A 23,032-nucleotide genomic window follows, 5' to 3' on the forward strand; every position below is an offset into this window, starting at 1 on the left:
TGACTGCCGCCACATTGTTGGGGTCGAGCATGGCGCGTGCCAGGGCTTGTGTCAATCGTTGTCGATAACGTTTTCGTAGCCTGTTATCGACAATCCCCGAAGTGGGCTACTGTCAGGCCATGAGCACGCTCGATCAGCCACGCCCCCGCCGGGTGACCATCACCGACGTGGCCCGCGAGGCCGGCGTCTCCGTGGCCACCGTCTCCAAGGTGATCAACGAGCGCTATGGCGTCAGCGAGGCGACGGCCGAGAAGGTCCTCGCGGTCATCGACGAGCTCGGCTACCAGTCTTCGCTGATCGCCTCGAGCCTGCGCCGCAAGTCCACCGGCGTGATCGGCGTGCTCGTGGCCGAGTTCGAGCCCTACTCCGCCGAGCTCCTCAAGGGCATCTCGGCGGCGCTGGACGGCACCGGCTACGAGCTGCTGGCCCACGCCGGACGCACCGGCGCACACAACCACACCGGCTGGGAGCGCCGCTCGCTCTCCCGCCTCGGTCACACCCTGATCGACGGCGCGATCGTGGTCACACCGTCGATGATCATCACCGACGAGACCACCATCCCGGTCGTCGCAATCGACCCCCACACCGGGCCGGACGGCCCGATGACCGTCGACGCCGACAACATCACCGGCGCCCGGCTCGCCGTCGACCACCTGGTCGGGCTCGGCCACCGGCGCATCGGATTCCTCGGCGGGCGCCCCGACCTCCGCTCCGCCGGCCTGCGAGAGCAGGGCTACCGCGAGGCTCTCTACGACGCCGGTCTCAGCGTCTCCCCCGACCTGATCCGGGTGGGCGGCTACCACCCCGAGCTCGCCGAGGCACCGGCCCGCGAGCTGCTCTCGCTCCCGGCCGGCGAGCGCCCCACCGCCATCTTCGCCGCCAACGACATCTCCGCGATCAAGGTCATCGAGGTCGCCGGCTCGCTCGGCCTGCGCGTACCCGAGGACCTCTCGGTGATCGGCTTCGACAACGTACCCGAGGCCCGCGACGCCACTCCCCCGCTCACCACCGTCGCCCAGCCGCTCCACGAGATGGGCCGAGCCGCTCTCGGGCTCCTGCTCGAGCTGCTGGAGGGCAAGCAGACCGAGCGCCATCTGCGGCTGCCCGCCGAGCTGGTCGAGCGCAGCAGCACCGCTCCGCCGGCCTGAGCCTCCGTCAAGGCATGCAGCGAAAGGCGCACATCCCGTGCGGAGCTCCGCTGGGGATGTGCGCCTTCGCCTGCATACCTTGGTGAAGGAACGCGCCCGCTACACGTGCCCGGTAGCCGATGCCCTGCGCCGCGAGATCGCGTCGACGCTGGCCGCGACCAGGAGGACCAGGCCGGTGACCATCCAGACGGTGCCCTGGGGCTGGTCGAGCAGGCCCATCCCGTTGTCGATGACGGCCACGACAGTGCCGCCGATGACGGCGTCGATGACCCGACCCTTGCCGCCGAAGAGCGAGGTGCCACCGATGACCGCGGCACCCACGGCGTACAGCAGGGTCGTCTCGCCGCCCGTGTTCGGGTTCACCGAGTTGGTGCGGCTGGCGATCATGATGCCGGCCACCGCCGCCATGGTGGAACAGAGGACGAAGCACGACAGACGCACGCGGAACACGTTGATCCCGGCCCTGCGTGCCGCCTCGGCGTTGCCGCCGACCGCGTAGACGTGCCGGCCCCAGGCGGAGCGGGTCAGTGTGAAGGTGAGCAGGATCAGCAGGCCGACGATCACCACCAGCGAGACCGGCACCCCCTTGAGCGAGGTCAGCGCCGGGTTGCGGCTGCGTTCGACGGAGAGGTAGCCGACCACGGCGAGCACCACGACCGTGAGCAACCCGGTCTTCAGCGCCCACAGCAGGATGGGCTGCACGGTGAGGTTCTTGGCGCGGCGGCGCGCATCGGTGATGTACGTCAAGGCCGCATAGCCCACGATGCAGACGATGCCGAGCACCCAGCCGAGCCAGACCGGCAGGTTGGCGTTGTTGAGGCCGTTGATGAAGTCGTTGCGGATGGGGATCGTCCCGCCCTCACCGATCATCGTCAGGAGTACGCCCTGCAGCCCGAGGAAGGCGGCCAGCGTGACCACGAACGACGGGATCCCGAGCCGGGCCACCAGCAGACCGATGAGCAGACCGATCAGCGCTCCGGTGAGCAGCGCCGCCAGCAGCGCCGGGATCAGCGGCCACTCCTGCCGGGTCAGGCACACACCGAGCACCCCGGCGCACGTGCCGCCCGCGAATCCCGCGGACAGGTCGATCTCGCCCAGCAGCAGCACGAAGACCAGGCCCATCGCGAGCACGGTCACCCCCGCCGACTGGCCGATCAGGTTGGCAAAGTTGAACGAGTTGGTGAACTGCTCGGGACGCAGCGCGGAGAAGACCACGACCAGCGCGATCAGACCCAGCACCGCCGGCAGCGAGCCGACCTCACCACCCCTGAGCTTGGCCATGTAGGCCCGGAAGATCCCGCCCAGAGAGTTATCGGGCTCCGGGTCCGGTGCCGCGGCGATCGTCGGGTCATCGGTGTCGGTACTCATGCTGCACCTCCCTCAGGAACGACGCCGGTGGTGATGGCCTGCACGACCCGCTCACGCGTCGTGGAGGCGGCCTCGATCTGCCCGACCATGCCGCCCAGATACAGGACCGCGATGTCGTCGGCGACCTCGAAGACGTCGTTGAGGTTGTGGCTGATCAGCAGGACGCCGAGGCCACGGTCGGCCAGGCGCCGCACCAGCCGGAGCACCTGCTCGGTCTGCGCCACGCCGAGAGCGGCCGTCGGCTCGTCGAGGATGACGAGCTTGGAGTTCCACAGCACGGCCCGGGCGATCGCCACCGTCTGACGCTGGCCACCAGAGAGGGAGGCCACCGGCGTACGCACCGATTTCAGCGTACGCACCGAGAGACCGTCGAGCGTCTCGCGAGCACGCTGCTCCATGGTGTCCTCGTCGACCAGCCGCAGCCGTCTCATCTCCCGGCCGAGGAACATGTTGTGGACGACGTCGAGGTTGTCGCACAGGGCGAGGTCCTGGTAGACGACCTCGATCCCGAGCGCGGCGGCCTCCTTGGGGTTGGTCACCTTCACCGGCTCACCCTCGAAGAGGTAGTCACCGGCGTCGAAGAGATGGATCCCGGCCATCCCCTTGACCAGGGTGCTCTTGCCGGCACCGTTGTCGCCGACGAGCGCGGTGACCCGGCCCGCCTGGACCGAGAGGTCCACTCCGCGCAGGACCTGCACGGCGCCGAAGGACTTCTCGACGCCGCGCAGCTCAAGCAGTGGACTCACTGAGGCACGCCGTTCTCGGTGCACAGGTCGGCGATCGCACCGGCGCACACCTCGGCGGCGTCGGCCTGACCGTCCTCGATGACGGTCCCGACGGTCTCCTTGGTGACCCAGACGGGCTCGGCGAGCACGGACGGCACGTCCGTGCCGGCCTCGGTGTCCTCGACGCTGCCAGTGGCCAGCGCCTCGGCACCCTCCTCGTCACCCTCGATCAGCGCGATCGCCAGGTCCGCGGCGGCCTTGGCCTCGAGCGCGGTGTTCTTGTAGACGGTGCCGCACTGGAAGCCCTGCAGGATGTTCTGCAGACCCTCGACCGAGGCGTCCTGGCCGGTCACCGGGATCTTGCCCTGGGCGTTGTTCGCCTTCAACCGGGCGATGATGCCGCCGGCCATGGTGTCGTTGGCCGAGACCACGCCGTCGATCTTTCCGCCGTTGGCGGTGTACATCTGGTCGAAGACCTTCCCGGCCTTGGTGGCGTCCCACTCCCCCGACTGGTCGCCGACGAGCTTGTAGGTGCCGTCGGCGATCTTCGGCTCGAGCGCCTTCTCGTAGCCCGACTTGAACAGGGCCGCGTTGTTGTCGGTGGCCGCGCCGTTGACGTAGACGATGTTGCCGCCCTTCTTGCCCGCGGCGGTGATGCACTCGTCGAGGCCCGTGCCCATCAGCTCGCCGACCTTCACGTTGTCGAAGGAGACGTAGTAGGAGGCGCCGCCGTTGAGCGTCAGCCGGTCGTAGTCGATGCTCGTGACGCCCGCGTCGGCGGCCTTCTTCAGGCAGGCCGCGCCCGACTCGGAGTCGAGGTTGGTGATGATGATGACCTTGACGTTCTCGTTGATCATGCTGTCGCACAGCTGACCGAACTTGGCGGTGTCGCCCTGGGCGTTTTGGATCGTGGCCTCGAGGCCGGCGTCGTCGAACGCCTTCTCGAGGTTGGGGCGGTCCTGGGACTCCCATCGGGGAGACGTGGTCGCGTCGGGGAGGATCACTCCGACGTCGGTGCCGCCCGAGTCTCCCGAGTCGCCACCGTCATCCGAGCCTCCACATGCCACGAGCGATGCGGTCGACAGGGTCGCCACCGCTGCGACCGCCATCAGGCGGCCGATCTTGTGCGTGTTCATCGTCGAACTCCTCAGTCCTGGGTGTGATCTAAGTCACGTCGGGGTGCAACCTATCTCCTTCAGCGGCGATGTGAAGCGGTTCTGAGGAGATCTCGACGGCAGATTGATAACGGCCGTATGCCTTCAGGTCACCACTGCTCGTTACGGTGCGACGGCTCTCACCCGTCAACGTCCACTAGAACAGCGATCACGTGACCGCCACCTTGGATTTCCGCACGCCTGCGACCAGTCGGGCCGACAGCGATCCCAACAGCCCCAAATCTGGGCACACCTCTGGACACATCAGCGAGATCCACGGGCTGCGCGGCATCGCCCTGGCGCTCGTGGTCGCCTTCCATCTCTTCGGCAACGGCCGGGTCTCGGGCGGGATCGACGTCTTCCTGGTGATCTCCGGCTTCCTCGCCACCCGATCACTCGTGGGCAGGGCCGAGCGCGGCCGGGTGAAGCTCGGCGAGCACTACGGACGTACGTTCGCGCGGCTCGCCGCGCCGGCGCTGATCGTGCTGGCCGCGACGGCCGCGCTGATGGTGGTCTTCATCCCGCAGACGCTGTGGACGCAGACGACCCGCGAGCTCGTCGCGGCCGCGACGTACACGCTCAACTGGGAGCTCATCGCCAGCCAGCTCTCCTACGGCGCCGCGGGGCCGTCCTCGACTCCGGTGCAGCACTTCTGGTCGCTCGCGGTGCAGGGGCAGTTCTTCCTGCTGTGGCCGCTGGTCGTCGTCGGGCTGGCTCTGGTGCTCCGGGTCGTGGCCCGGGGCCGGCTGGGGCGGCTCAGCCTCGCGCGGGTGCTGTTCGTGCTGACCGCGATCGCGTTCGCGCTCTCCTTCGCCTATGCGGTCAAGGTCTCCGGATCCGACCAGGCGGCTGCGTACTTCAACTCCATCACCCGCTTCTGGGAGATCGCCGCCGGCGCCCTGGCCGCGCTCGCCCTGCGGCCCCGAAGGAATGGGCAGAGCAGCCTGCCCGAGAAGATCAAGCCGTACGCCGCGTGGACCGGTCTGGCCCTGGTTGTGACCTGCGGTTTCGTGATGGACGGCGCGGACCACTTCCCGGGGCCGCTGGCCCTGTGGCCGGTCGCCGGGGCGCTGCTGGTGATGGCCGGCTCCACCCCGTCGCCCCGCGGGCCGCGCCGCCTGCTGGAGACCCGCCCGCTGCGGTTCGTCGCCGACATCTCCTACGAGCTCTACCTGTGGCACTGGCCGCTGTTGATCGCATGGCTCTACTACACCGGCGGAGAGCGGCTCACCGTCGGCTCGGCCGCGGGCGTGCTCGTCGTCTCGACGCTGCTCGCCTGGGCGACCAACCGGCTGGTGACCCGCCAGGTCCAGACGTACGTCATCAGGCCCGGCGGTCCGCGAGCCCTGGTCGCCACCCTGGCTGCTCTCGTGGTCGCGGTCGGCGCCGGCTGGAGCGGCCTGACCGCGATCGACCACTCCGAGGACAGGGCGATCGCGGCGGCGGCCCGGCTCGCCACCGCCGACCCCTTCACGACCGAGTGCCTCGGCGCGGCTGCGCTGGCGGTGCGCTCCGCGGGAAGCTCGTGCCACAACCCCGACCTGCGGGGCGAGCTGATCCCGGCGGTGGCCGCGATCGGCGCCGACGACGAGAACCGGAGCCAGTGCTGGTCCTTCGAGGAGCGTCCGGTGCGCTTCAGCGCCTGCCCCAACGGGTCGGTCGAGGGCTATGAGAAGCGACTGCTGATGGTCGGCGACTCGCACGCCGTCGCTCCGGTCGGCGCCCTCGACCTGATCGGCGACCAGCGCAACTGGCGTATCGATGTCGCCGCCCGCGCCGCCTGCCACTGGAACACCCGGCCGCTCGGCCGGAACATCGCCGACAACCGCCCCGCCTGCGCGGAGTGGAACCGGCAGCTCGAGGCCTACCTGCGCGCTCCCGAGCAGCAGGACCTCGACGCGATCATCGTCACCCACTCGGCCCGCAAGACGACCCAGCCGCTGGACCGCGAGACGCCGTACGAGTCCACGGTCAACGGCCTGGTCGAGGCCTGGAGCCACCGGCCATCGAACGACGTCCCGGTGATCGCGCTCGTCGACAACCCGATGTTCGAGCCCGACAACGCCGCCTATCTGCGCACCACCCTGGGCTGCATCCAGCGGCACTCCCCCGAGACCGCCGGCGAGGAGTGCGGGCGGCCGCGCACCGACGTACTCGTCAAGGATCCGCACCGCGACGCGGTCGCCCGCGACCCCAACGCGCACCTGGTCGACCTGACCCACCTGTTCTGCGGGGACGAGGTCTGCCCGGCGGTGATCGGCAACGTCATCGTCTACCGCGACGGCAACCACATCACCTCGCGCTACGCCCGCACCCTGGCGCCCTACCTCAGCCGGGAGCTCGCCCGGGTCGTCGACTAGCGAGCGACGGCGAGCGCGTCGATCTCGACGAGCATCTCCTCGCGCGGGAGGCCGGTCATCACGGTGGTGCGGCACGGGAGGATGCCGCCCTCGGCGACGCGTGAGCCGATGAACTCGCCGTAGGCGTCGTTCATCGCGGCGAAGTCGTCCCGGGTGGTCAGGTAGACCCGGAGCATCAGCACGTCCTCGAAGCCCGCACCGGCGGCAGCCAGGATCGCCTCCACGTTCTGCAGGGTGCGTACGGTCTGGGCCTTCACGTCGCCGGGGAACAGGTACTCGTTCGTGGCGGGGTCGACGGGGCCCTGACCGGAGACCTGGATCAGGCCGCCGCGGACCACGCCCTGGGAGAAGGTGTGCGCCGGGGCCGGGGCCTGGTCGGTGGAGATGCGGATGTCGGACATGGGATGGGTTTCCTCTCGGGGTGTTCTCATGAGCTCCGGCCGGCCCAGTCGGCGGAGATCGCTTCGGTGGCCGCGAGGAGCTGCGGCACCAGGGCACGCACCCCATCGCGGGGCAGGATGACGTCGGGCACGGAGACGGAGACCGCGGCGACGACGCGCCCGGCCTCGTCGCGTACGGGCGCCCCGACGCAGTTGATGAAGTCCTCGTGCTCGGCGGCGTCCTCGGCCCAGCCCTGCTCGCGCGTCCGGGCGAGCACCTCGTGATAGCCGGCCGCGTCAGGGATGGTGCGGCTGGTGAACGGCCGGAAGTCGATGCCGGCGACCACCGCCTCCTGCTCGCCCGGAGGCAGCCCCGCGACGAGCACCTTGCCCACAGCTGTCGCGTGCAGCGCGGCGGGCAGACCCACCCGCGAGTACATCCGCACCGAGTGGGTGCTCTCCACCTTGGCGAGGTAGATGGCCGTGCCGTTCTCGTACGCAGCCAGGTGGACGGCCTGGCCACCCGTCTCGGCCGCGAGGCGGGTCAGGTGGGGCTGGGCCACGTCGCGGATCGCGTGCTGGGAGAGGGCTGCCGTGCCGAGGGCGAACAGGCGGGAGCCGAGGTGGTAGCGCTGGCGGTCGTCGCGGCGTACGAAGCGGTCCGCCTCCAAGGTGTGCAGCAGCCGCATCGCGGTGGTCTTGTGGACCTCGAGACTGGCGGCCACCTGGTCGAGGGATCGCTCGCCCTCGCCGAGCTCGATGAGGATCTGCAGCGCGCGGGAAAGACTCTGACTCATCGCGGCCCGACCTCCTCACGGATCGCCGGGGTGTCGATGCCGGACGCGCTCACCCGGGTCGCGGCCCAGCCGTCCTCGGAGCACTCGAGCAGCCGGGCACGTACGTCGGCGGCCGGCGGTCGCGCGTGGTCGCCGGTCGCGGCCAGGACGCCCGCCGCGACCAGATGGCCCTGGCGCAGCCGGCCGACCGGGCCGGTCCCGTCGACGAGCGCGGCGAGGTAGCCCGCCGCGAAGCCGTCGCCCGCGCCGACCGGCTCCACGACGTCGACCCGGAGCGCGGGGACCTGCGTGGCGCTTCCGTCGGCGTCGTACTCCCCGGCCGCGTGGGAGTCGGCCTTGATCACCAGCCGCGGACGCTCACCCAGGAGCTCGCGGAGCTCCTGCGGAGCGTCCGCGCCGAGCGCCGCGCGTGCCTCGTCGGCTCCGAGCAGAACGATGTCGGCCGCGCGGAGCAGGTCGATCAGCGGCTCGATGGTGCGCCCGGCCCACAGGGCCGGTCTCCAGTTGAGGTCGACGCTGAGCCGGAAGCCCAGCTCGTCACGCAGCGCCAGCAGGCGGGTGAGCAGCGTCGATCCCTCCTCGAGGATGCCGACGGTGATGCCGGAGGTGTGCACGACCTCGGCCGAGGCCAGCGCCTCCGCGACCCCCGGCAGATCCAGCAGGCCGGCGTCCATCGCGGCGGCCGCGGAGCCGGCGCGGTAGTAGTGCATACGGCTGCCCCCGGGGGCGGGCTCCTTCAGGTAGAGCCCCGTCGGCCGCTCGGGATCACGCTCGGCCTCGACGTCCACGGCGCGGGCGATCAGGTCCTCGGTCACGACGTCGCCGAACGGGTCCTGGCCGAGCCGGGACACCCAGGCGGTCCGCACGCCGAGGGCGGCCAGGGCACCGGCCACGTTGGCCTCGGCGCCGCCGACCGAACGGCGCAGGGTCGTCGCCCCGGCGAGCGACTGGTCGCCCTCCGGACGCAGGACGACCATCGCCTCCCCGAGACAGACCACTCGCACGTCTCCGCTACTGCCCACGAATGGAGCTCCTCCCCTGTTGGTTCTTCGCCGGGCCGTTGACGCCCGGTGTGGCCGATGCTACAACTAACGAATCGAATTACGCAATCACCGTTGCATATTGTGCAACGCAGGAAGGACGGGTCATGGATCACCCGGCAGCCCACATCGACACAGCGGCCGTCGCGGCGCTGCGCGAGGAGCGGGTCGACTGGCGCCACAAGGCGATCCCGCCCGCGCTGTGGGGACGTACGGTCGCCGAGGTGCTCGAGGCGGCGCCCCGCCTCTCACAGCTGCCCACGCCCGTGCTCTCCCTCTCCCGCGTCGCGATGACCCACAACCGTGACGTGCTGGCCGCCTGGTGCGCGGAGCGGGGCATCGCCCTGGCTCCGCACGGCAAGACCACGATGGCTCCGCAGCTGTGGGCCGAGCAGCTCGCCGCCGGCGCCTGGGCGATCACGGTGGCGAACCTCCCCCAGCTCGCCGTCGCCCGCGCCTTCGGCGTCTCCCGGGTGATCGTGGCCAACGCGATCGTCTCCCCGCTCACCCTCCGCTGGATCTCGGACCAGATCACCGAGGACGCGGGGCTGGAGGTGCTGGTGTGGGCAGACTCGCCACGGACGGTCGCCCTGATGCACGAGGCGCTCGCCGCCCATGCCGCCGGGGCCGGGCCTCGCCGCCCGCTCGGCGTCCTCGTCGAGCGCGGCGCCGCGGGCGGTCGCACCGGCGCCCGTGACGAGGCGACCGCGGTCGCCGTGGCCGAGGCCGTCGCTGCCTCTCCGCATCTGGAGCTCGCCGGGGTCACCGGGTACGAGGGCGCCCTGGCGCACACCACCGACGAGGCCGCGCTCGGCGTCGTCCATGCGTACGTCGACAGCCTGGTCTCCCTCCACCGGCGGATCTCCGGCCTGCTGCCCGCCGGCCGGACGCCGGTGGTGAGCGCCGGCGGCAGCGCCTACTTCGAGCAGGTCGCCGACGCGCTCGCGCCGCTGGTGGCCGACGACGAGGCCCGCGTGGTGCTCCGCAGCGGCGCCTACATCACCCACGACGACGGCTTCTACCGCGGCATCTCACCGCTGGGGAGCACGCCCCGCACCAGCGGGCCCGGCCTGCGCAGCGCCCTTCACGGCTGGGTGCGGATCTCCTCGCAGCCGGAGCCGGGGCTCGCGCTCTTCGATGCCGGCAAGCGCGACCTGCCCTTCGACGAGGGCATGCCCGAGGCGCAGCTGCTTCGGGCACGGACGACCGGCTCCCCTGCGACCCCGATCACCGGTGTCGCCGTGACCGCGCTCAACGACCAGCACGGCTTCCTCCGCTGGGACCCCGCGACCGAGGCACCCGTCGTGATCGGCGACGAGCTCCGCCTCGGGCTCTCGCACCCGTGCACCGCCTTCGACAAGTGGGGCCTCATCCCGGTCCTCGACGACGCCGACGCCGACGACCCGGTCGTCGTCGACCTCGTGCGCACCTGGTTCTGAGAGGAGCCACCATGACCGACCTGCTCATCCGCGACGCGACCGTCATCGACGGCAGCGGAGCCCCGGCGTTCCACGCCCACGTCAGCATCGACGCCGGGCGGATCACCGGCATCCACACCGATGCTCCGGCACCGGCCGCGCGACGCACCGTCGACGCCGCCGGGCGGGCGCTGACCCCTGGGTTCATCGACATGCACGCCCACTCGGACCTGCAGATCCTGGTCAACCCCGACCACACCGCCAAGGTGAGCCAGGGCGTCACGCTCGAGGTCGTCGGACAGGACGGCCTCTCGTTCGCACCCGCCGACGCGGCCGCGCGCGCCCACCTGCGCCGCCAGATCGCGGGCTGGAACGGCGAGCCGGACGACTTCGACTTCGACTGGGACACCGTCGCCGGCTACCTGGACCGGCTCGACCACGGGATCGCGTGCAACGCGGCATACCTCGTCCCGCAAGGGACCCTGCGGCTGATGGTCGTCGGTCCCGACAACCGGCCCGCCACCTCCGCCGAGATTGCCGAGATGGCGCGGCTGCTCCGGGTCGGTCTCGAGGAGGGCGCGGTGGGGATGAGCAGCGGCCTGACCTACCCGCCGAGCATGTTCGCCGACGACGACGAGCTGGCCACTCTGTGCCGGGTCGTCGCGGATGTGGGCGGCTACTACAGCCCGCACCACCGCTCCTACGGGGCCGGTGCACTGGAGGCGTACGCCGAGATGATCGCCGTCGCCCGGACCTCCGGGTGCGCCCTCCACCTCACCCACGCGACCATGAACTTCGAGCCCAACCGCGGTCGGGCCGGCGAGCTCATCGAGATCATCGACGCGGGCCTGGACGACGGCGTCGACATCACGCTCGACACCTACCCCTATCTCCCGGGAGCCACCACGCTCAGCGCCGTGCTGCCCAGCTGGTCGACCTCCGGCGGCCCCGATGCCCTGCTCGCCCGGATCGCGCAACCCGCCGACCGCGCCCGGATCGCGCACGAGCTCGACCATGTCGGCACCGACGGCTGCCACGGCTGCGTGACCGACTGGCGCACGATCCAGATCAGCGGCGTACGCAACCCGGAGCTGTCCCGTTACGTCGGCCGCACCGTCGCCGAGATCGCCGAGGAGTCCGGCCAGGTGGCCACGGACGTCTTCTTCGACCTGCTCGTCCGCGACCGGTTGGCCACGACGATCCTCCAGCACGTCGGCCACGAGGAGAACGTGCAGACGATCATGCGGCACCGCGCTCACTGCGGCGGCAGCGACGCGATCCTCGTCGGCGAGCGCCCGCATCCGCGCGCGTGGGGCACCTTCCCCCGCTACCTCGCCCGCTACGTACGCGACCTCGGGGTGCTCGACCTGGTCGACTGCGTCCACCACCTCACCGGCCGCCCGGCGGCGAGGCTCCGGCTGCGCGAGCGCGGCCTCGTCCGGGAGGGGTACGCCGCCGACCTGGTGCTCCTCGACCCCGACACCGTCCAGGACACCGCCACGTTCGAGCAACCGCGGCAGCAGGCCCACGGCATCGACTGGGTGCTGGTCAACGGCACCGCCGTCATCGAGGACGGCCACCGCACCGACGCACTGCCCGGACGGGCGCTGCGCCGCACCGACGAAGGGACCCGAGCCCGATGAGCAACTTCGTCATCGAGACGCTCCAGGACGACCGGGCGCTGGTCGTCGTACGCGCCTCCCGGCTCGACGATCCCGTCGCGCTCTGCCATGCGCTGGCCGCCGGGGGTATTCGGACCGTCGAGCTGACCTACACGACGCCGGGCCTCACCGACCTCGTCGCGCAGGTCAGCGCCCGGGCCGACGACGACATCGTCATCGGCGCCGGAACGGTGCTGACCGCCGACCAGGCCCGCGCCGCGCTCGCGGCCGGCGCCCGGTTCCTGGTGACGCCCGGCCTGCCGCCGGAGGCGGCGGAGATCGTCGCCGAGGGTCACGCCGCGGGTGCGGCCGTCGTCCTCGGCGCCCTCACCCCGACCGAGGTCCTCACCGCGACCTCGCTCGGCGCCGACGCGGTCAAGATCTTCCCGGCGCGGGCCGTCGGTCCGCGCTACTTCTCCGACCTCCGGGGCCCGTTCCCCGAGGTCGCCCTGATCCCTTCCGGCGGAGTCGACGAAGACAACGCCGCGGAGTTCCTGCGGGCCGGCGCCATCGCCGTGACCGCCGGGACGTCGGTGGTCCAGCCCGCCGACGTCGACGAGGCCCGGTGGGAGCAGATCACCACCAACGCCGCCCGGTTCCGCGCAGCTCTGCGCTGAGTCCATCCCCCACTCCATCCCCCTGACCCAACGGGAGAACCAACCATGCATTGGCTCCAGACAAGCACCACGGGCCTGCTGCTGCTCTGCGCCGTGGCGATCGCCGTGCTCCTCTTCCTGATCATCAAGGTGAAGCTCGAACCCTTCATCGCCCTCTTCATCAGCGGCATCGGCCTCGCCGTCGCGGCCGGCCTGTCCGTCGAGCAGATGGTGGGCACCGCGCTCTCCGCGAAGGAGTCGCTCATCGAGACCGGCTTCGGCGGCGTACTGGGCCACATCGCGCTCATCATCGGTCTCGGCACTGTGCTCGGGTCGCTGCTCGAGCGGTCCGGCGGCGCCGACGTCCTCGCCGCGAGGCTGATCGGCATCTTCGGCGAACGCGGCACCCCGGTCGCGATGGGCCTGGTCGGCCTGATCTTCGGCATCCCGGTCTTCTTCGACATCGGCATCTTCGTGCTCGCGCCGCTGGTCTACGTCGCAGCTCACCGCGGCGGCAAGTCGCTCGTCCTCTACGCCCTCCCGGTCCTCGCGGGCCTGTCGATGACGCATGCCTTCCTGCCTCCCCACCCCGGCCCGACGGCCCTGGGCGGCCTGCTCGGCGTCGACCTCGGCTGGCTGATCATCATGGGCCTGCTGTGCGGCCTGCCCGCGTTCGCCGCCGCCGGGATCCTCTTCCCGACGTGGATCGCCCGGCGGGTCCAGGTCTCGGTGCCCGAGGAGTTCCTGGTCGCGGAGACCGAGGCGGAGCAGGACAAGACACCTGCCACCCCGGTCGCGCTCTCCCTCGTCCTCGGGGTCATCGCGGTGCCGCTGGTCCTGATCCTCGGCGCGACCTTCGGCACGATGCTGCTCGACCCGGGCCGGCTGCTCAGCCTGCTCACCTTCTTCGGCAACCCGGCGATCGCGCTCACCATCGCCGTGCTCCTCGCCTTCTGGCTGCTCGGCATCCGGCGCGGGATGAGCCTCGAGGAGATCTCCGAGTTCACCGGCGCCTCGCTGCGGCCGGTCGGCATGATTCTGCTCGTCGTCGGCGCCGGCGCCTTCTTCGGCGCGGTGATCACCGCGACCGGTGTGGGCACCGCGCTCGCCGAGGTGCTCTCCGACGCCGGCCTGCCGATCCTGCTGCTGGCGTACGTCATCTCCTGCGCGCTCCGGATCGCCCAGGGCTCCGCGACCGTGGCGATCGTGACGACCGGCGGCATCATCGCGCCGACCCTCGGCACCGGCTACTCGCAGCCCGAGCTCGCCGTGATCGCCGTCGCGATCGCCGCCGGCTCGATCATCCTCAGCCACGTCAACGACGGCGGCTTCTGGATCGTGTCTCGCTACTTCAACATGACCGTGAAGCAGACCCTGGCGACCTGGACCGTCCTGGAGACGGTGCTCTCGATCGTCGGCTTCGCGGCCGCCGCCGTGGCCTGGGCGATCGTCTGATCCCCAGTCCGACGCGCTAGACCGACGCCCACGCCTGCGCGAGCAGGTCGCGGGTGTCGGTCAGCAGCTGCGGCAGGGTCTTGGTGCGGCCGATGATCGGCATGAAGTTCTGGTCGCCGACCCAGCGGGGCACGATGTGCTGGTGCAGGTGGGCGGCGATGCCGGCGCCGCCCGCGGTGCCCTGGTTCATCCCGATATTGAAGCCCTCGGCACGCGAGACGCCGGCGAGGGTGCGTACGGCCTGCTTGGTCAGCACCGCCATCTCGGCGGCCTCCTCGTCGGTGGTCTCGACGTAGCCGGCGATGTGGCGGTAGGGGCACACCATCATGTGCCCCGGGGCGTACGGGTAGAGGTTGAGCACCACGAAGCAGGTCTCGCCGCGGTGGACGACCAGGCCCTCGGCGTCCTCGAGCGTCGGCACCCGGCAGAACGGGCACTCCGTCTCCGAGGGGTCGGTGGGCTTGTTCTCGCCGCGGATGTAGGCCATCCGGTAGGGCGTCCACAGCCGCTCCAGACCGTCGCCCTCGCCGATGCCGTCCTGGGTGAGTACGCCGTCCATCTCTGTCACGCGGCAAACACTACTTAACCCCTCACAGGCCCATTCGGGACAGGCACAGTCAGGACAGGCTCAGTCGGTCGCTTCCCCGCCCCGCAGCGCGTACGCCCCGGCGACGGCTGCGGCTAGCAGCACGACCAGGCAGGCTGCCGTGATCCCGGACAGTGCCTGCCAGGGGAACGTCAGCGGTGCGCCGGGCACGTCGCGTACAACCGCTTGCCGCAACAGCCAGCCCGTGAACCCGGTGACCGCGCCGCCGACCAGCAGAGCGCCGGCGCCGGTGAAGACCGTCTCCCAGAGCGCGGTCCGGCGCACCTGTGCCGGGGTGGCGCCGACGAGCCGGGCGGTGGCGGTCTGGCGGCGGCGCTGGCTCGCCCCGATCAGGACCGCGTTGACAGCCGCGATCGCGGCGTAGACCCCGGCCGGGCCGAGCATCACCCACAGCACGACCGCGTTCATCTCGCGCGCCTCGGCCGAGACCGCTCCGACCCACTCCTCGCCGGTGCTCACCTCGGCCCCGGTCTCCCGGATCGACCGGGCGGCCCCGGCGACGTCCGCGCCGGCGTCGGTGCGCACGAAGACCGTTCCGGTGTCGCGGGCGACCCTGTCGATGCGGGGCAGGTCGTCGGGCACGATGATGTCGCTCCACAGGTTCGGGGCGTCGGGGACGACCGCGACCAGGCGCACCTTGACGCTCCGGCCGTCGATGCGCATCCGGCGGGTCTGGCCGACCCGGCCGCCGAGGTCGGTGACGTACGAGGCGGTGACCGCCATCGCCCGGCCGCGCAGGTCGGCGAGACTCCCCTGCGTCGCCTGCAGGCTCCGCGTCGCGGCAGCATTGGAGACATCGACGACCTCGACGTCCTCGGGACCGCCCCCGAACCCGACCTGCGCCGTGCGGCGTACGTCGCTCACGCCCACCCCGGGCACGTCCTGGATCCGCTCTGGGCGCTCGGCCCGCTCGACGACCAGCTCCGACCTGAGGGCGGCCCGGTCGGCGCCCTCGCTCCAGTCGGCGGTCGCACCGACCGCGAGCACCATCGAGCCGGCCACCGCCATGATGGCCACCACCGGCGCCGCCACCGCGGCGGTCATCCGGCTGCTGGTGCGGGCGAGGTCGCGGGCCAGGTGCGCCGCAGGGTCCCGTCGCGCCACCGTGGCACCGGCGTACGCCGCGAGCTCGGTGTAGAGCAGGCCGCCCACCGCGTTGGCCCCGATCACAGCGACGACCGGCAGGAACATGCCCACGAGCAGGGCGAACAGCAGCGGCATCTCGGGAGCGAGCACCGCGGTCGCGACCAGCGCGCCGGCGGCGGTGAGCGCGACCAGCGCCTGGACCACCGTGGGCCGACGCCGCTCGAGGACCGCGTCGCGGAGCGCCTCGACCGGCTGCGTACGTCCCGCCCGGGCGCCCGCGCGCCAGGCCCCGACCAGCGCGACGCCGACACCGCAGGAGGCGGCGATCGCCCATCCGGTGCCCTGGCTCGGCATCGCGAGCAGGACCGGGGTGACCCCGGCCTGGTGCAGGATGCGCAGCACCGGCACCGTCACGGCGGTACCGAGCAGGCAACCCGCGACCGTGCCGACGGCCGCGACCGCGAGCGCCTCTCCGAGCAGCAGGGTCCGCACCTGGCGCGGAGTGGCGCCGAGCAGGCGGAGCAGGCCGAGCTCGCGGCGCCGGGTGGCCACGACGAACCCGAAGGTCGAGGAGACCACGAAGAGCGCAAGGAAGAGCGAGATCCCGGCCATGATCCCGAACAGCGACCCGAGGTCGTCGATCTGCGTCCGGGTCTGCGGATCCAGCCCGTCGGTGGCGGTGCCGAGCGCTCCCAGCATGTTGGTGGCGAGGGTGATCAGGGCGATGCCGCCGGCGAGGGCGACGGCGGCCCCGGCGTACGGAGGCCAGGACTGGCGCAGGCTCTTCAGGCTGTGCGCGACCATCGCGACGACGCTCATCGCAGGGGCTCCAGCTCGGCCATCCGGGCGCCGATCCGGGCCGGATCGCTGCGCTCCATCTGGCCCACGATCCGGCCGTCGGCGAGGAACAGCACATTGTCGGCGTACGAGGCGGCGAGCGGGTCGTGGGTGACCATCACGACCGTCTGCGCCGGCCCGTGGGTCACCGGCGCGTCGACGAGGTTGCGCAGCAGCTCGAGCACGTCGCGTCCGGCGTTACGGTCCAGCGCACCGGTGGGCTCGTCGGCGAAGAGCACCGCCGGCCGGGCGTGCAGCGCACGCGCGATCGCGACGCGCTGCTGCTGGCCGCCGGAGAGCTCCGGCGGCCGCCGCCGGGCGAGCCCGTGCAGACCGACCTGCTCGAGCGCCCCGACCACCTCGGCGCGATCCGGACGCCGCCCGGCGAGGCGGGTGGGAAGGGCGACGTTGTCGTACGCGGTGAGAGCGTCCAGCAGGTTGTACTGCTGGAACACGAAGCCCATCATCTGTCGGCGCAGCTTCGTCAGCGTCGTCCGGTTCAGGCCGGCCAGGGCGGTGCCCGCGACCCGGACGGTGCCCCGGGTGGGCCGGTCCAGGCCGGCGGCGATCTGCATCAGCGTGGACTTGCCCGATCCCGACGGGCCCATGATCGCGGTGAACGTCCCGGAGGCGAAGGCATGGCTCACGCCGCGCAGGGCGTCGACCTTGCCGGAGCGGGAGCGATAGGTGCGGGTGACGTCGTCGAGAACGACGGCGGGCGGGCCGGGCGGCCGAGGCGCGTGGACGGCGTCCGGGATGGTGGCGGTCATGGTTTCCAGCAAACGCCTCGTACGCGGCGCGCACACGGGCGCAGACGCCACGGCGAGGTAGCGCGTGCGCTACCCCACCGCGGGGTCACAAGTGCCTAGGCTCGAGAGTCATGAGACCTCCACCCGACGTCTGGGCCGCGCTGCGCTCCTCCCCCTGGCGGCTGCTTGCCTCCAGCTGGCCCTGGCGCGCCCTGGCCTACCTGGCCTCCGGCGCTCTGATCGGTCTCGTAGTCGCCTTCCTCCTGTTCGTGCTGATCGGCGTCGGACTGCTCACCCTGGTCCTCCTGGTCGGGGTGCTGGTCCTGGCCGGTATCCCGCTGCTGGCGGCGCTCGTCGCCGACGTGGAACGGGTACGCCTCCGGCTGATCCTCCCCGAGGTCCGCCCAGGACCCGCCGAGCCGCTGGAGCCGATCGCCTGGAGCGACCGCCTCCGGGCGCTGCGCCGGCTCCGGGTCTCCGGACCCGAGGTCGGCTACACCGTGCTGGTCGCCACGGTGCTGTGGGTGGTCGACGCCGTCGTGCTCAACCTGATCATCACCATCCCGGGTGTGCTCGTGCTCGCCCCGGTCCTGGTCCGACTCGACGCTCCCGTCTCCTTCGGCCCCTGGCAGCTCACCACGCCCACCGAGGCCTGGATCGCCGTGGCCCCTGGGCTGGTGCTGCTGATCGCCGGCCTGTACGCCGCGACTCTCCTCGCCGCCGCCCAGGCCAGCCTGGCGCGGCTCCTGCTCGAACCGGCGCAGACCCGGATGGCCGCAGCCGTCGCCGACCTGCGCCGGTCCCGGGTGGACCTCGTCGACGCCTTCGAGACCGAGCGCAGCCGGATCGAGCGCGACCTCCACGACGGCGCGCAGCAGCGGCTGGTCGCGCTGACCATGACCCTCGGACTGGCCGAGCTGGAGGTGCCCGAGGGTTCCGGGCTCGACCTCGTCCGGCAGGCGCACACCCAGGCCGAGACGGCGCTGGCCGAGCTCCGCGCCACCGTCCGCGGGATCCATCCGCGGGTGCTGGTCGACCACGGGCTCACCGCTGCCGTCCGCGAGCTCGCCGACGCCGCCGGGCTGCCGGTCTCGGTCGATCTGCAGATGGGCGGCCGGCTGCCGGCGCCGGTCGAGGCCGCGGCGTACTTCGTGGTCGCCGAGGCGCTCACCAACGCGGTCCGCCATGCCGGTGCCCGATCGGCCCGCGTCCAGGGGCAGGTCACCGGTGGCCGGCTGGAGGTCGGCGTACGCGATGATGGGGTCGGCGGCGCCACCCTGCGTCCCGGGGGCGGGCTCGCCGGTCTGGCCACGCGTCTGGCCGCCCTGGACGGCCACCTGGAGGTCACCAGCCCACCGGGCGGACCGACGGAAGTGAGGATGACGTGCCCGACCGTGCTCCCCTGAGGATCGTCCTGGCCGAGGACGCCGCGCTGCTGCGCGAGGGCCTCCTCGCCATCCTCGAGCGAGCCGGCCATGAGGTCATCGCCGCGGTCGGCGACGCGGAAGCCCTGCTCGCGTTCACCGACCACACCCGCCCCGACGTGGTCATCACCGACATCCGGATGCCGCCGACCCACACCGACGAGGGGCTGCGCGCCGCCGCCGAGCTGCGGCGGCGGCACCGCGACCTGGCCGTCCTGGTGCTCTCGGCATATGTCGCCGACGCCTACCTCGCCGAGCTCCTCGACACCACCGGTGGCGGCGGCATCGGCTACCTGCTCAAGGACAGGGTCGGCCACGTCCGGGACTTCCTCGACAGCCTGGACCGGGTGGCCGGCGGCGAGACGGTCGTCGACCCCCAGGTCGTACGCGGCCTCCTCAGCCGGCACCAGCCCGACGGTCCGCTCGACGTGCTCTCGGAGCGCGAGCGCGAGGTCCTCGCCCTGATGGCCGAGGGCCGCACCAACGGCAGCATCGCCGCCGCACTCTTCGTCTCCGAGGCTGCCGTACGCAAGCACGTCGGCAACATCTTCGCCAAGCTCCGGCTCGACCCCACCACCGACCGACGCGTCTCCGCCGTCCTCGCCTACCTGCGCGAGGCCTAGCGGAGCCGCGTGATGATCAGAAGGTGATCCCCCGGGCGGCGAACCGGTCGCGGACCAGGTCGGCGGCGGCCTGGCCGTCGCGAGCGGCCGCTGCGGCGTACGTCTCGGCGGCCGCGGCCTGGAAGCTGGTGTCCGGGGCGTAGGAGAACTGGGAGTAGATCAGTGTGGTGTCCCAGTCGCGGGTGGAGAGGCCGAGTGCCTCGTAGCCCTCGCGGATCTCCCACAGCGCCTGGCTCCAGATCTGGCCGTCGTAGTGGACCTGGTTGCGGCGGTCCTCGAGGGTGAGGTCGAGGTGGAAGCTGCGGATGCAGTGCGGGGCGTCGGTGTAGGAGGTCGCGTCCCAGTCCATCGGGCAGGAGGGGTCGGCGGCGACCGGCCAGCCGTACTCCGAGGCGGCGTCGAGCCCGACGGTGACGGCGAGGTAGTCGCCGAACGACTCCCCGATCGCGCCGGCGTCCAGGCTGCTGCCGTAGCCGGGCACCTGGCTGGCGTGGACGGCGTGGCCGTACTCGTGGACGATCACCTCGGCGTCCTCGGCGTCGTCGACACCACCCTTGCCCAGCCGGATCCGGAAGGGCTTGTCGGTCTGGTAGGAGTTGTCGCCGCCGTACTGGTTGATCTTGACCGAGAACGGCTGGTTCAGGACGCCCGGGAGCGTCTCGCCGAAGCCGAGGGTGTGCAGGTAGGTCTGCGCGCGGGTGACCCAGAAGTAGCCCATGACCTGCTCGAACTGGTCCTGGTGGCGGTCGTAGGAGTAGCTGTTGGTCGTGGAGTACGCCGGCGTGCCGGTGCTCGACTCGACGACGGCGTAGTCGCCGCGGAGGTAGCCCGAGCCGTCCAGGTGGGTGAGCGGAACCTGGGCATAGGCGCTGTCCGGGACGGCGCTCGCGGCGTCCTTCTGGTCGGTCAGGCCCTGGTCGTTGCTGGACTGGACCGGGTTGACCATGAAGACGCTGGCCGTGCCCTCGGAGGAGCCGCTGCCCGGAGCCGCGGTCACCGGGCTCAGCGGGACGGCGAACCCGGCGGTGGCCGCCAGACCGGCGGTGACGGCGATCGAGAGTCTGCGCATGTGGGGCATGTCTTCTCCTGGGCTGAACGGCCGTGCGGCCGGGCGATACCCGAGAGGCTATACGGCCAAGATGTCCTTGGTGAGGAGTTCCTCTAGAGGCAGGTCGGGGTCGAGCTCGATCCCGAAACCGCGGGCGTGGCCGTCGATGACATACCAGATGGACTGGGCGGTGAGCCGCTCCAGCGTCTCGGCGGGCAGGCGCTCGCCGGTGCGGGTCAGCCAGCGGCGTACGGCACCGAAGACGGCGCCGACCAGGCCGTAGATCAGCGGGTCGAGAGCCTCGGCCTCCTCCTCGGTGGGCTTGCCACCGAGAGCGAGGACGGCGGTGCCGACGATCGCCGCGATCCGGCCGGCGAGCTGCTCCATCCCCTGCTGGAAGGGACCGTCGTCGCCGCCGTCGATGTCGTGGTCGGCGGCGAGGTGGAGCGCCGGATGGGCCCGGGCCCAGCGGACGTAGGTGCCGATGATGCGTTCGATGATCTCCGGCACGGTGCCGTCGAGGGTGATCCCGGGCATCAGGTCGGACCAGAGCCCGTCGAGGATCGCCTGCTGTACGGCTCGGTCGAGGTCGGCGCGGTCCTCGAAGTGGCGGTAGATGACCGTGCGGGAAAGTCCGGCGCGAACCGCGATCTGCTGCACCTGCACGTCGCCGCCGGGCTCACCGGCCTCGATCACCGCGATCGCGGCATCGATGATCTGCTGGCGGCGCTGCTCGTTGTGCTTGCTCCACCGGTCCTGCCGACCATCGCGCTTCTCCCCGGCCACCTGCTTCTCTCCCCCTGCTCCCGTGCTCCCCGAATTCAACCCGGTGTCGAGAGCGTCTCAGCGCTCCTTGCGACGCCCAAGAGAGTATCGGGGTTTCCGCGACTTCGCGGCGATGCCCCGCATCTCCTCGACATCGGTGATCTTCACCCGTGGACGGCCGGACTCGGCCCCACGTCGCTTCTCCTCGCGGTCGATCGCCTGCCAGCCGGCCAGGTCGACCATGCCGGGCTGGCGGCTGCGTACGACCGCGGTGATCTCGCCGGCGTCACCGACCGGGGCCGGGATGCGGTCCGTGTCGAGATCGTCGAGCACCTGCTCGACCGTCTCCTCGGCGTCGGACTTGTTGGTGCCGATGAAACCGTTGGGACCGCGCTTGACCCAGCCCGCGACGTAGACGCCCGGGAGCACCCGGCCGCGCTCGTTGGGGACGGTGCCGGTCGCGGCGTCGTAGGGAAGGTCGGCCACGGGCAGGCCCTTGTAGCCGACCGCGCGCAGCAGCATCCCGGTCTCGAGGACCTCGGTCTCGCCGGTGGGGACCGCTCGGACGATGCCGTTCTCGTCGCGCTGGAGGCGGTTGCGGCCGACCTCCACCCCGGTGACCCGGCCCTCACCCAGCACGCGAACCGGCGAGCTGAGGAAGCGAAGGACGATCGTACGCAGCTCCGGGCGCACCTCGCGGCCGGCGAGCTCGCGCAGCAGCCGGGTGGTGGTCCCACCGCCGGCGAGCGCCTCCTCGATCGGCAGGTCTCCGGTGTCGACGACGACGTTGATCCCGGTGTGCCCCATCAGCCCGACCAGCTCCGGCACGGTGAAGGCCGCCTCCTCGGGCCCCCTGCGCCCGAGGACGACGACCTCCCGCACCGCGCTGTCGCGCAGGACCGCCAGCGGTCCCTCGGCGATGTCGGTGCCGGCCAGCCGCTCCGGGTCCTCGGCGAGGATCCGGGCGCAGTCGAGCGCCACGTTGCCGTTGCCGACCAGGACGACCCGCCCAGACGGGAGTGACTCCGGGTCGAGGTGAACGGGCAGGTCCTGCTTGTCCGGGTGGCCGTTGTACCAGCCGACGAAGTCGGTCGCGCTCAGCGAGCCGGGCAGGTCGTCGCCCTGGATCCCGAGAGCACGGTCGCTCGCCGCGCCGACGGTGTAGACGACCGCGTGGTAGCGAGCGGTCAGCTCGGCGTGGGAGACGTCCTTGCCGACCTCGACTCCGAGGAAGTAGCGGAACCCGGGCTGCGACTCGATCTGCGCGAAGAGCCTCTCGATCTGCTTGGTGTTCTGGTGGTCGGGCGCGACGCCGGCCCGGACCAGGCCGTACGGCGTAGGCAGCCGGTCGAAGACGTCGACGGTGATCTCGGGGTGCTTGAGCAGCTCGTCGGCGGTGTACATCCCCGCCGGCCCTGCACCGACCACCGCGACCCGGAACGGTCCGGTGCGGGTCAGACGACGCTGGGGGTGGACCAGGGCGAGCGGGGTGCGGTCCTTGTGCGGAAAGACCTCGAAGTACTCCGCGTTGATCGCCAGGAACGGCGTCTGCGCGGCCGTCAGGGTCGTGTGCGGGACGATCGCGTCAGCCGGGCAGGCCGTGACGCAGGCTCCGCAGTCGACGCAGCTCTTGGCGTCGACGTAGAGCATCTCGGCCTCGCCGAAGCCGGGCTCGCCCGGGGCGGGGTGGATGCAGTTGACCGGGCAGGCGACCACGCACGAGGCGTCCGCACAGCACGACTGAGTGACGACGTGAGGCACTTTGTGACTACCGTTCTAGGGCGTCGGGGC

The 23,032-nt window shown here is 71.6% G+C and carries 20 protein-coding genes; 8 read left to right on the forward strand and 12 right to left on the reverse strand.

The genetic code is table 11. The features are described 5' to 3' along the window. Positions 1-119: 119 nt before the first annotated feature. Positions 120-1,148, forward strand: a complete 1,029-nt coding sequence (locus ABZU72_RS17855; RefSeq protein ID WP_355020170.1) for a LacI family DNA-binding transcriptional regulator — start codon at positions 120-122, stop codon at positions 1,146-1,148. A gap of 99 nt (positions 1,149-1,247) precedes the next feature. Here ABZU72_RS17855 and ABZU72_RS17860 read toward each other — a convergent pair whose 3' ends face one another. From ABZU72_RS17860 to ABZU72_RS17870, 3 genes are read right to left on the reverse strand one after another with little or no spacing between them, the layout of a single operon-like run. Next, a complete protein-coding gene (locus ABZU72_RS17860) occupies positions 1,248-2,516 on the reverse strand; it encodes an ABC transporter permease (protein ID WP_355020171.1) in 1,269 nt (422 codons plus the stop codon). Beyond that, positions 2,513-3,262, reverse strand: a complete 750-nt coding sequence (locus ABZU72_RS17865) for an ATP-binding cassette domain-containing protein (protein WP_355020172.1) — start codon at positions 3,260-3,262, stop codon at positions 2,513-2,515. The genes ABZU72_RS17860 and ABZU72_RS17865 overlap by 4 nt, the downstream gene beginning before the upstream one ends. Then, positions 3,259-4,377 carry a substrate-binding domain-containing protein gene (locus tag ABZU72_RS17870; protein WP_355020173.1) on the reverse strand — a complete coding sequence of 373 codons (1,119 nt, stop codon included), beginning with the start codon at positions 4,375-4,377 and terminating at the stop codon, positions 3,259-3,261. Before ABZU72_RS17870 ends, ABZU72_RS17865 begins: the two co-directional genes overlap by 4 nt. 191 nt (positions 4,378-4,568) lie before the next feature. On the opposite strand from ABZU72_RS17870, the gene ABZU72_RS17875 reads away from it, so the two are divergent. Continuing rightward, the gene (locus ABZU72_RS17875; RefSeq protein WP_355020174.1) at positions 4,569-6,755 is read left to right on the forward strand and encodes an acyltransferase family protein; all 2,187 of its coding nucleotides are present in this window, start codon (positions 4,569-4,571) and stop codon (positions 6,753-6,755) included. Here the strand turns inward: ABZU72_RS17875 and ABZU72_RS17880 are convergent. Genes ABZU72_RS17880 through ABZU72_RS17890 form a run of 3 tightly spaced genes read right to left on the reverse strand, consistent with a single transcriptional unit; the run spans position 6,752 to position 8,954 of the window. Further along, positions 6,752-7,156, reverse strand: a complete 405-nt coding sequence (locus ABZU72_RS17880; RefSeq protein WP_160022834.1) for a RidA family protein — start codon at positions 7,154-7,156, stop codon at positions 6,752-6,754. The genes ABZU72_RS17875 and ABZU72_RS17880 overlap by 4 nt on opposite strands. A 26-nt stretch (positions 7,157-7,182) precedes the next feature. Then, a complete protein-coding gene (locus ABZU72_RS17885) occupies positions 7,183-7,932 on the reverse strand; it encodes an IclR family transcriptional regulator (RefSeq protein WP_355020175.1) in 750 nt (249 codons plus the stop codon). Next, entirely contained in the window at positions 7,929-8,954 is a 1,026-nt protein-coding gene (locus ABZU72_RS17890) for a sugar kinase (protein ID WP_355020176.1), read from the reverse strand. The genes ABZU72_RS17885 and ABZU72_RS17890 overlap by 4 nt, the downstream gene beginning before the upstream one ends. A 125-nt stretch (positions 8,955-9,079) precedes the next feature. Between ABZU72_RS17890 and ABZU72_RS17895 the strand changes: the two genes are divergently transcribed. The 4 genes from ABZU72_RS17895 to ABZU72_RS17910 are packed head-to-tail and all read left to right on the forward strand — an operon-like array spanning position 9,080 to position 14,102. Beyond that, positions 9,080-10,411: an amino acid deaminase gene (locus ABZU72_RS17895; RefSeq protein ID WP_355020177.1), complete on the forward strand. Its 1,332-nt coding sequence runs from the start codon at positions 9,080-9,082 to the stop codon at positions 10,409-10,411. Positions 10,412-10,422: 11 nt separating this feature from the next. Continuing rightward, the gene (locus tag ABZU72_RS17900) at positions 10,423-12,033 is read left to right on the forward strand and encodes a D-aminoacylase (RefSeq protein ID WP_355020178.1); all 1,611 of its coding nucleotides are present in this window, start codon (positions 10,423-10,425) and stop codon (positions 12,031-12,033) included. Further along, positions 12,030-12,668, forward strand: a complete 639-nt coding sequence (locus ABZU72_RS17905) for a bifunctional 4-hydroxy-2-oxoglutarate aldolase/2-dehydro-3-deoxy-phosphogluconate aldolase (RefSeq protein ID WP_355020179.1) — start codon at positions 12,030-12,032, stop codon at positions 12,666-12,668. Before ABZU72_RS17900 ends, ABZU72_RS17905 begins: the two co-directional genes overlap by 4 nt. A gap of 45 nt (positions 12,669-12,713) precedes the next feature. Further along, entirely contained in the window at positions 12,714-14,102 is a 1,389-nt protein-coding gene (locus ABZU72_RS17910; protein ID WP_355020180.1) for a gluconate:H+ symporter, read from the forward strand. 16 nt (positions 14,103-14,118) lie between these two features. On the opposite strand, the gene ABZU72_RS17915 is transcribed toward ABZU72_RS17910, so the two are convergent. From ABZU72_RS17915 to ABZU72_RS17925, 3 genes are all read right to left on the reverse strand, one after another. Next, entirely contained in the window at positions 14,119-14,661 is a 543-nt protein-coding gene (locus tag ABZU72_RS17915; RefSeq protein ID WP_355020218.1) for an HIT domain-containing protein, read from the reverse strand. 69 nt (positions 14,662-14,730) lie between these two features. Beyond that, on the reverse strand, positions 14,731-16,614 hold the full coding sequence (locus ABZU72_RS17920; RefSeq protein ID WP_355020181.1) for an FtsX-like permease family protein: 1,884 nt from the start codon (positions 16,612-16,614) through the stop codon (positions 14,731-14,733). Continuing rightward, entirely contained in the window at positions 16,611-17,402 is a 792-nt protein-coding gene (locus tag ABZU72_RS17925) for an ABC transporter ATP-binding protein (protein WP_355020182.1), read from the reverse strand. The genes ABZU72_RS17920 and ABZU72_RS17925 overlap by 4 nt, the downstream gene beginning before the upstream one ends. 110 nt (positions 17,403-17,512) lie before the next feature. Here ABZU72_RS17925 and ABZU72_RS17930 point away from each other — a divergent pair, with 110 nt between their 5' ends. Together ABZU72_RS17930 and ABZU72_RS17935 are read left to right on the forward strand one after the other, a co-directional pair. Continuing rightward, on the forward strand, positions 17,513-18,787 hold the full coding sequence (locus ABZU72_RS17930; protein WP_355020183.1) for a sensor domain-containing protein: 1,275 nt from the start codon (positions 17,513-17,515) through the stop codon (positions 18,785-18,787). Further along, positions 18,766-19,428 carry a response regulator transcription factor gene (locus tag ABZU72_RS17935; protein ID WP_355020184.1) on the forward strand — a complete coding sequence of 221 codons (663 nt, stop codon included), beginning with the start codon at positions 18,766-18,768 and terminating at the stop codon, positions 19,426-19,428. Before ABZU72_RS17930 ends, ABZU72_RS17935 begins: the two co-directional genes overlap by 22 nt. Positions 19,429-19,444: 16 nt before the next feature. Here the strand turns inward: ABZU72_RS17935 and ABZU72_RS17940 are convergent, their stop codons facing one another. Genes ABZU72_RS17940 through ABZU72_RS17950 form a run of 3 tightly spaced genes read right to left on the reverse strand, consistent with a single transcriptional unit; the run spans position 19,445 to position 23,002 of the window. Next, on the reverse strand, positions 19,445-20,506 hold the full coding sequence (locus ABZU72_RS17940) for a M36 family metallopeptidase (protein ID WP_355020185.1): 1,062 nt from the start codon (positions 20,504-20,506) through the stop codon (positions 19,445-19,447). Between the two features lie 48 nt (positions 20,507-20,554). Next, positions 20,555-21,262 carry a TetR/AcrR family transcriptional regulator gene (locus ABZU72_RS17945; RefSeq protein WP_355020186.1) on the reverse strand — a complete coding sequence of 236 codons (708 nt, stop codon included), beginning with the start codon at positions 21,260-21,262 and terminating at the stop codon, positions 20,555-20,557. Positions 21,263-21,319: 57 nt separating this feature from the next. Continuing rightward, positions 21,320-23,002: an FAD-dependent oxidoreductase gene (locus tag ABZU72_RS17950; RefSeq protein ID WP_355020187.1), complete on the reverse strand. Its 1,683-nt coding sequence runs from the start codon at positions 23,000-23,002 to the stop codon at positions 21,320-21,322. Positions 23,003-23,032: the final 30 nt, after the last annotated feature.

The sequence above is a fragment of the Nocardioides sp. NPDC004968 genome (assembly GCF_040608935.1).
GTDB lineage: Bacteria > Actinomycetota > Actinomycetes > Propionibacteriales > Nocardioidaceae > Nocardioides.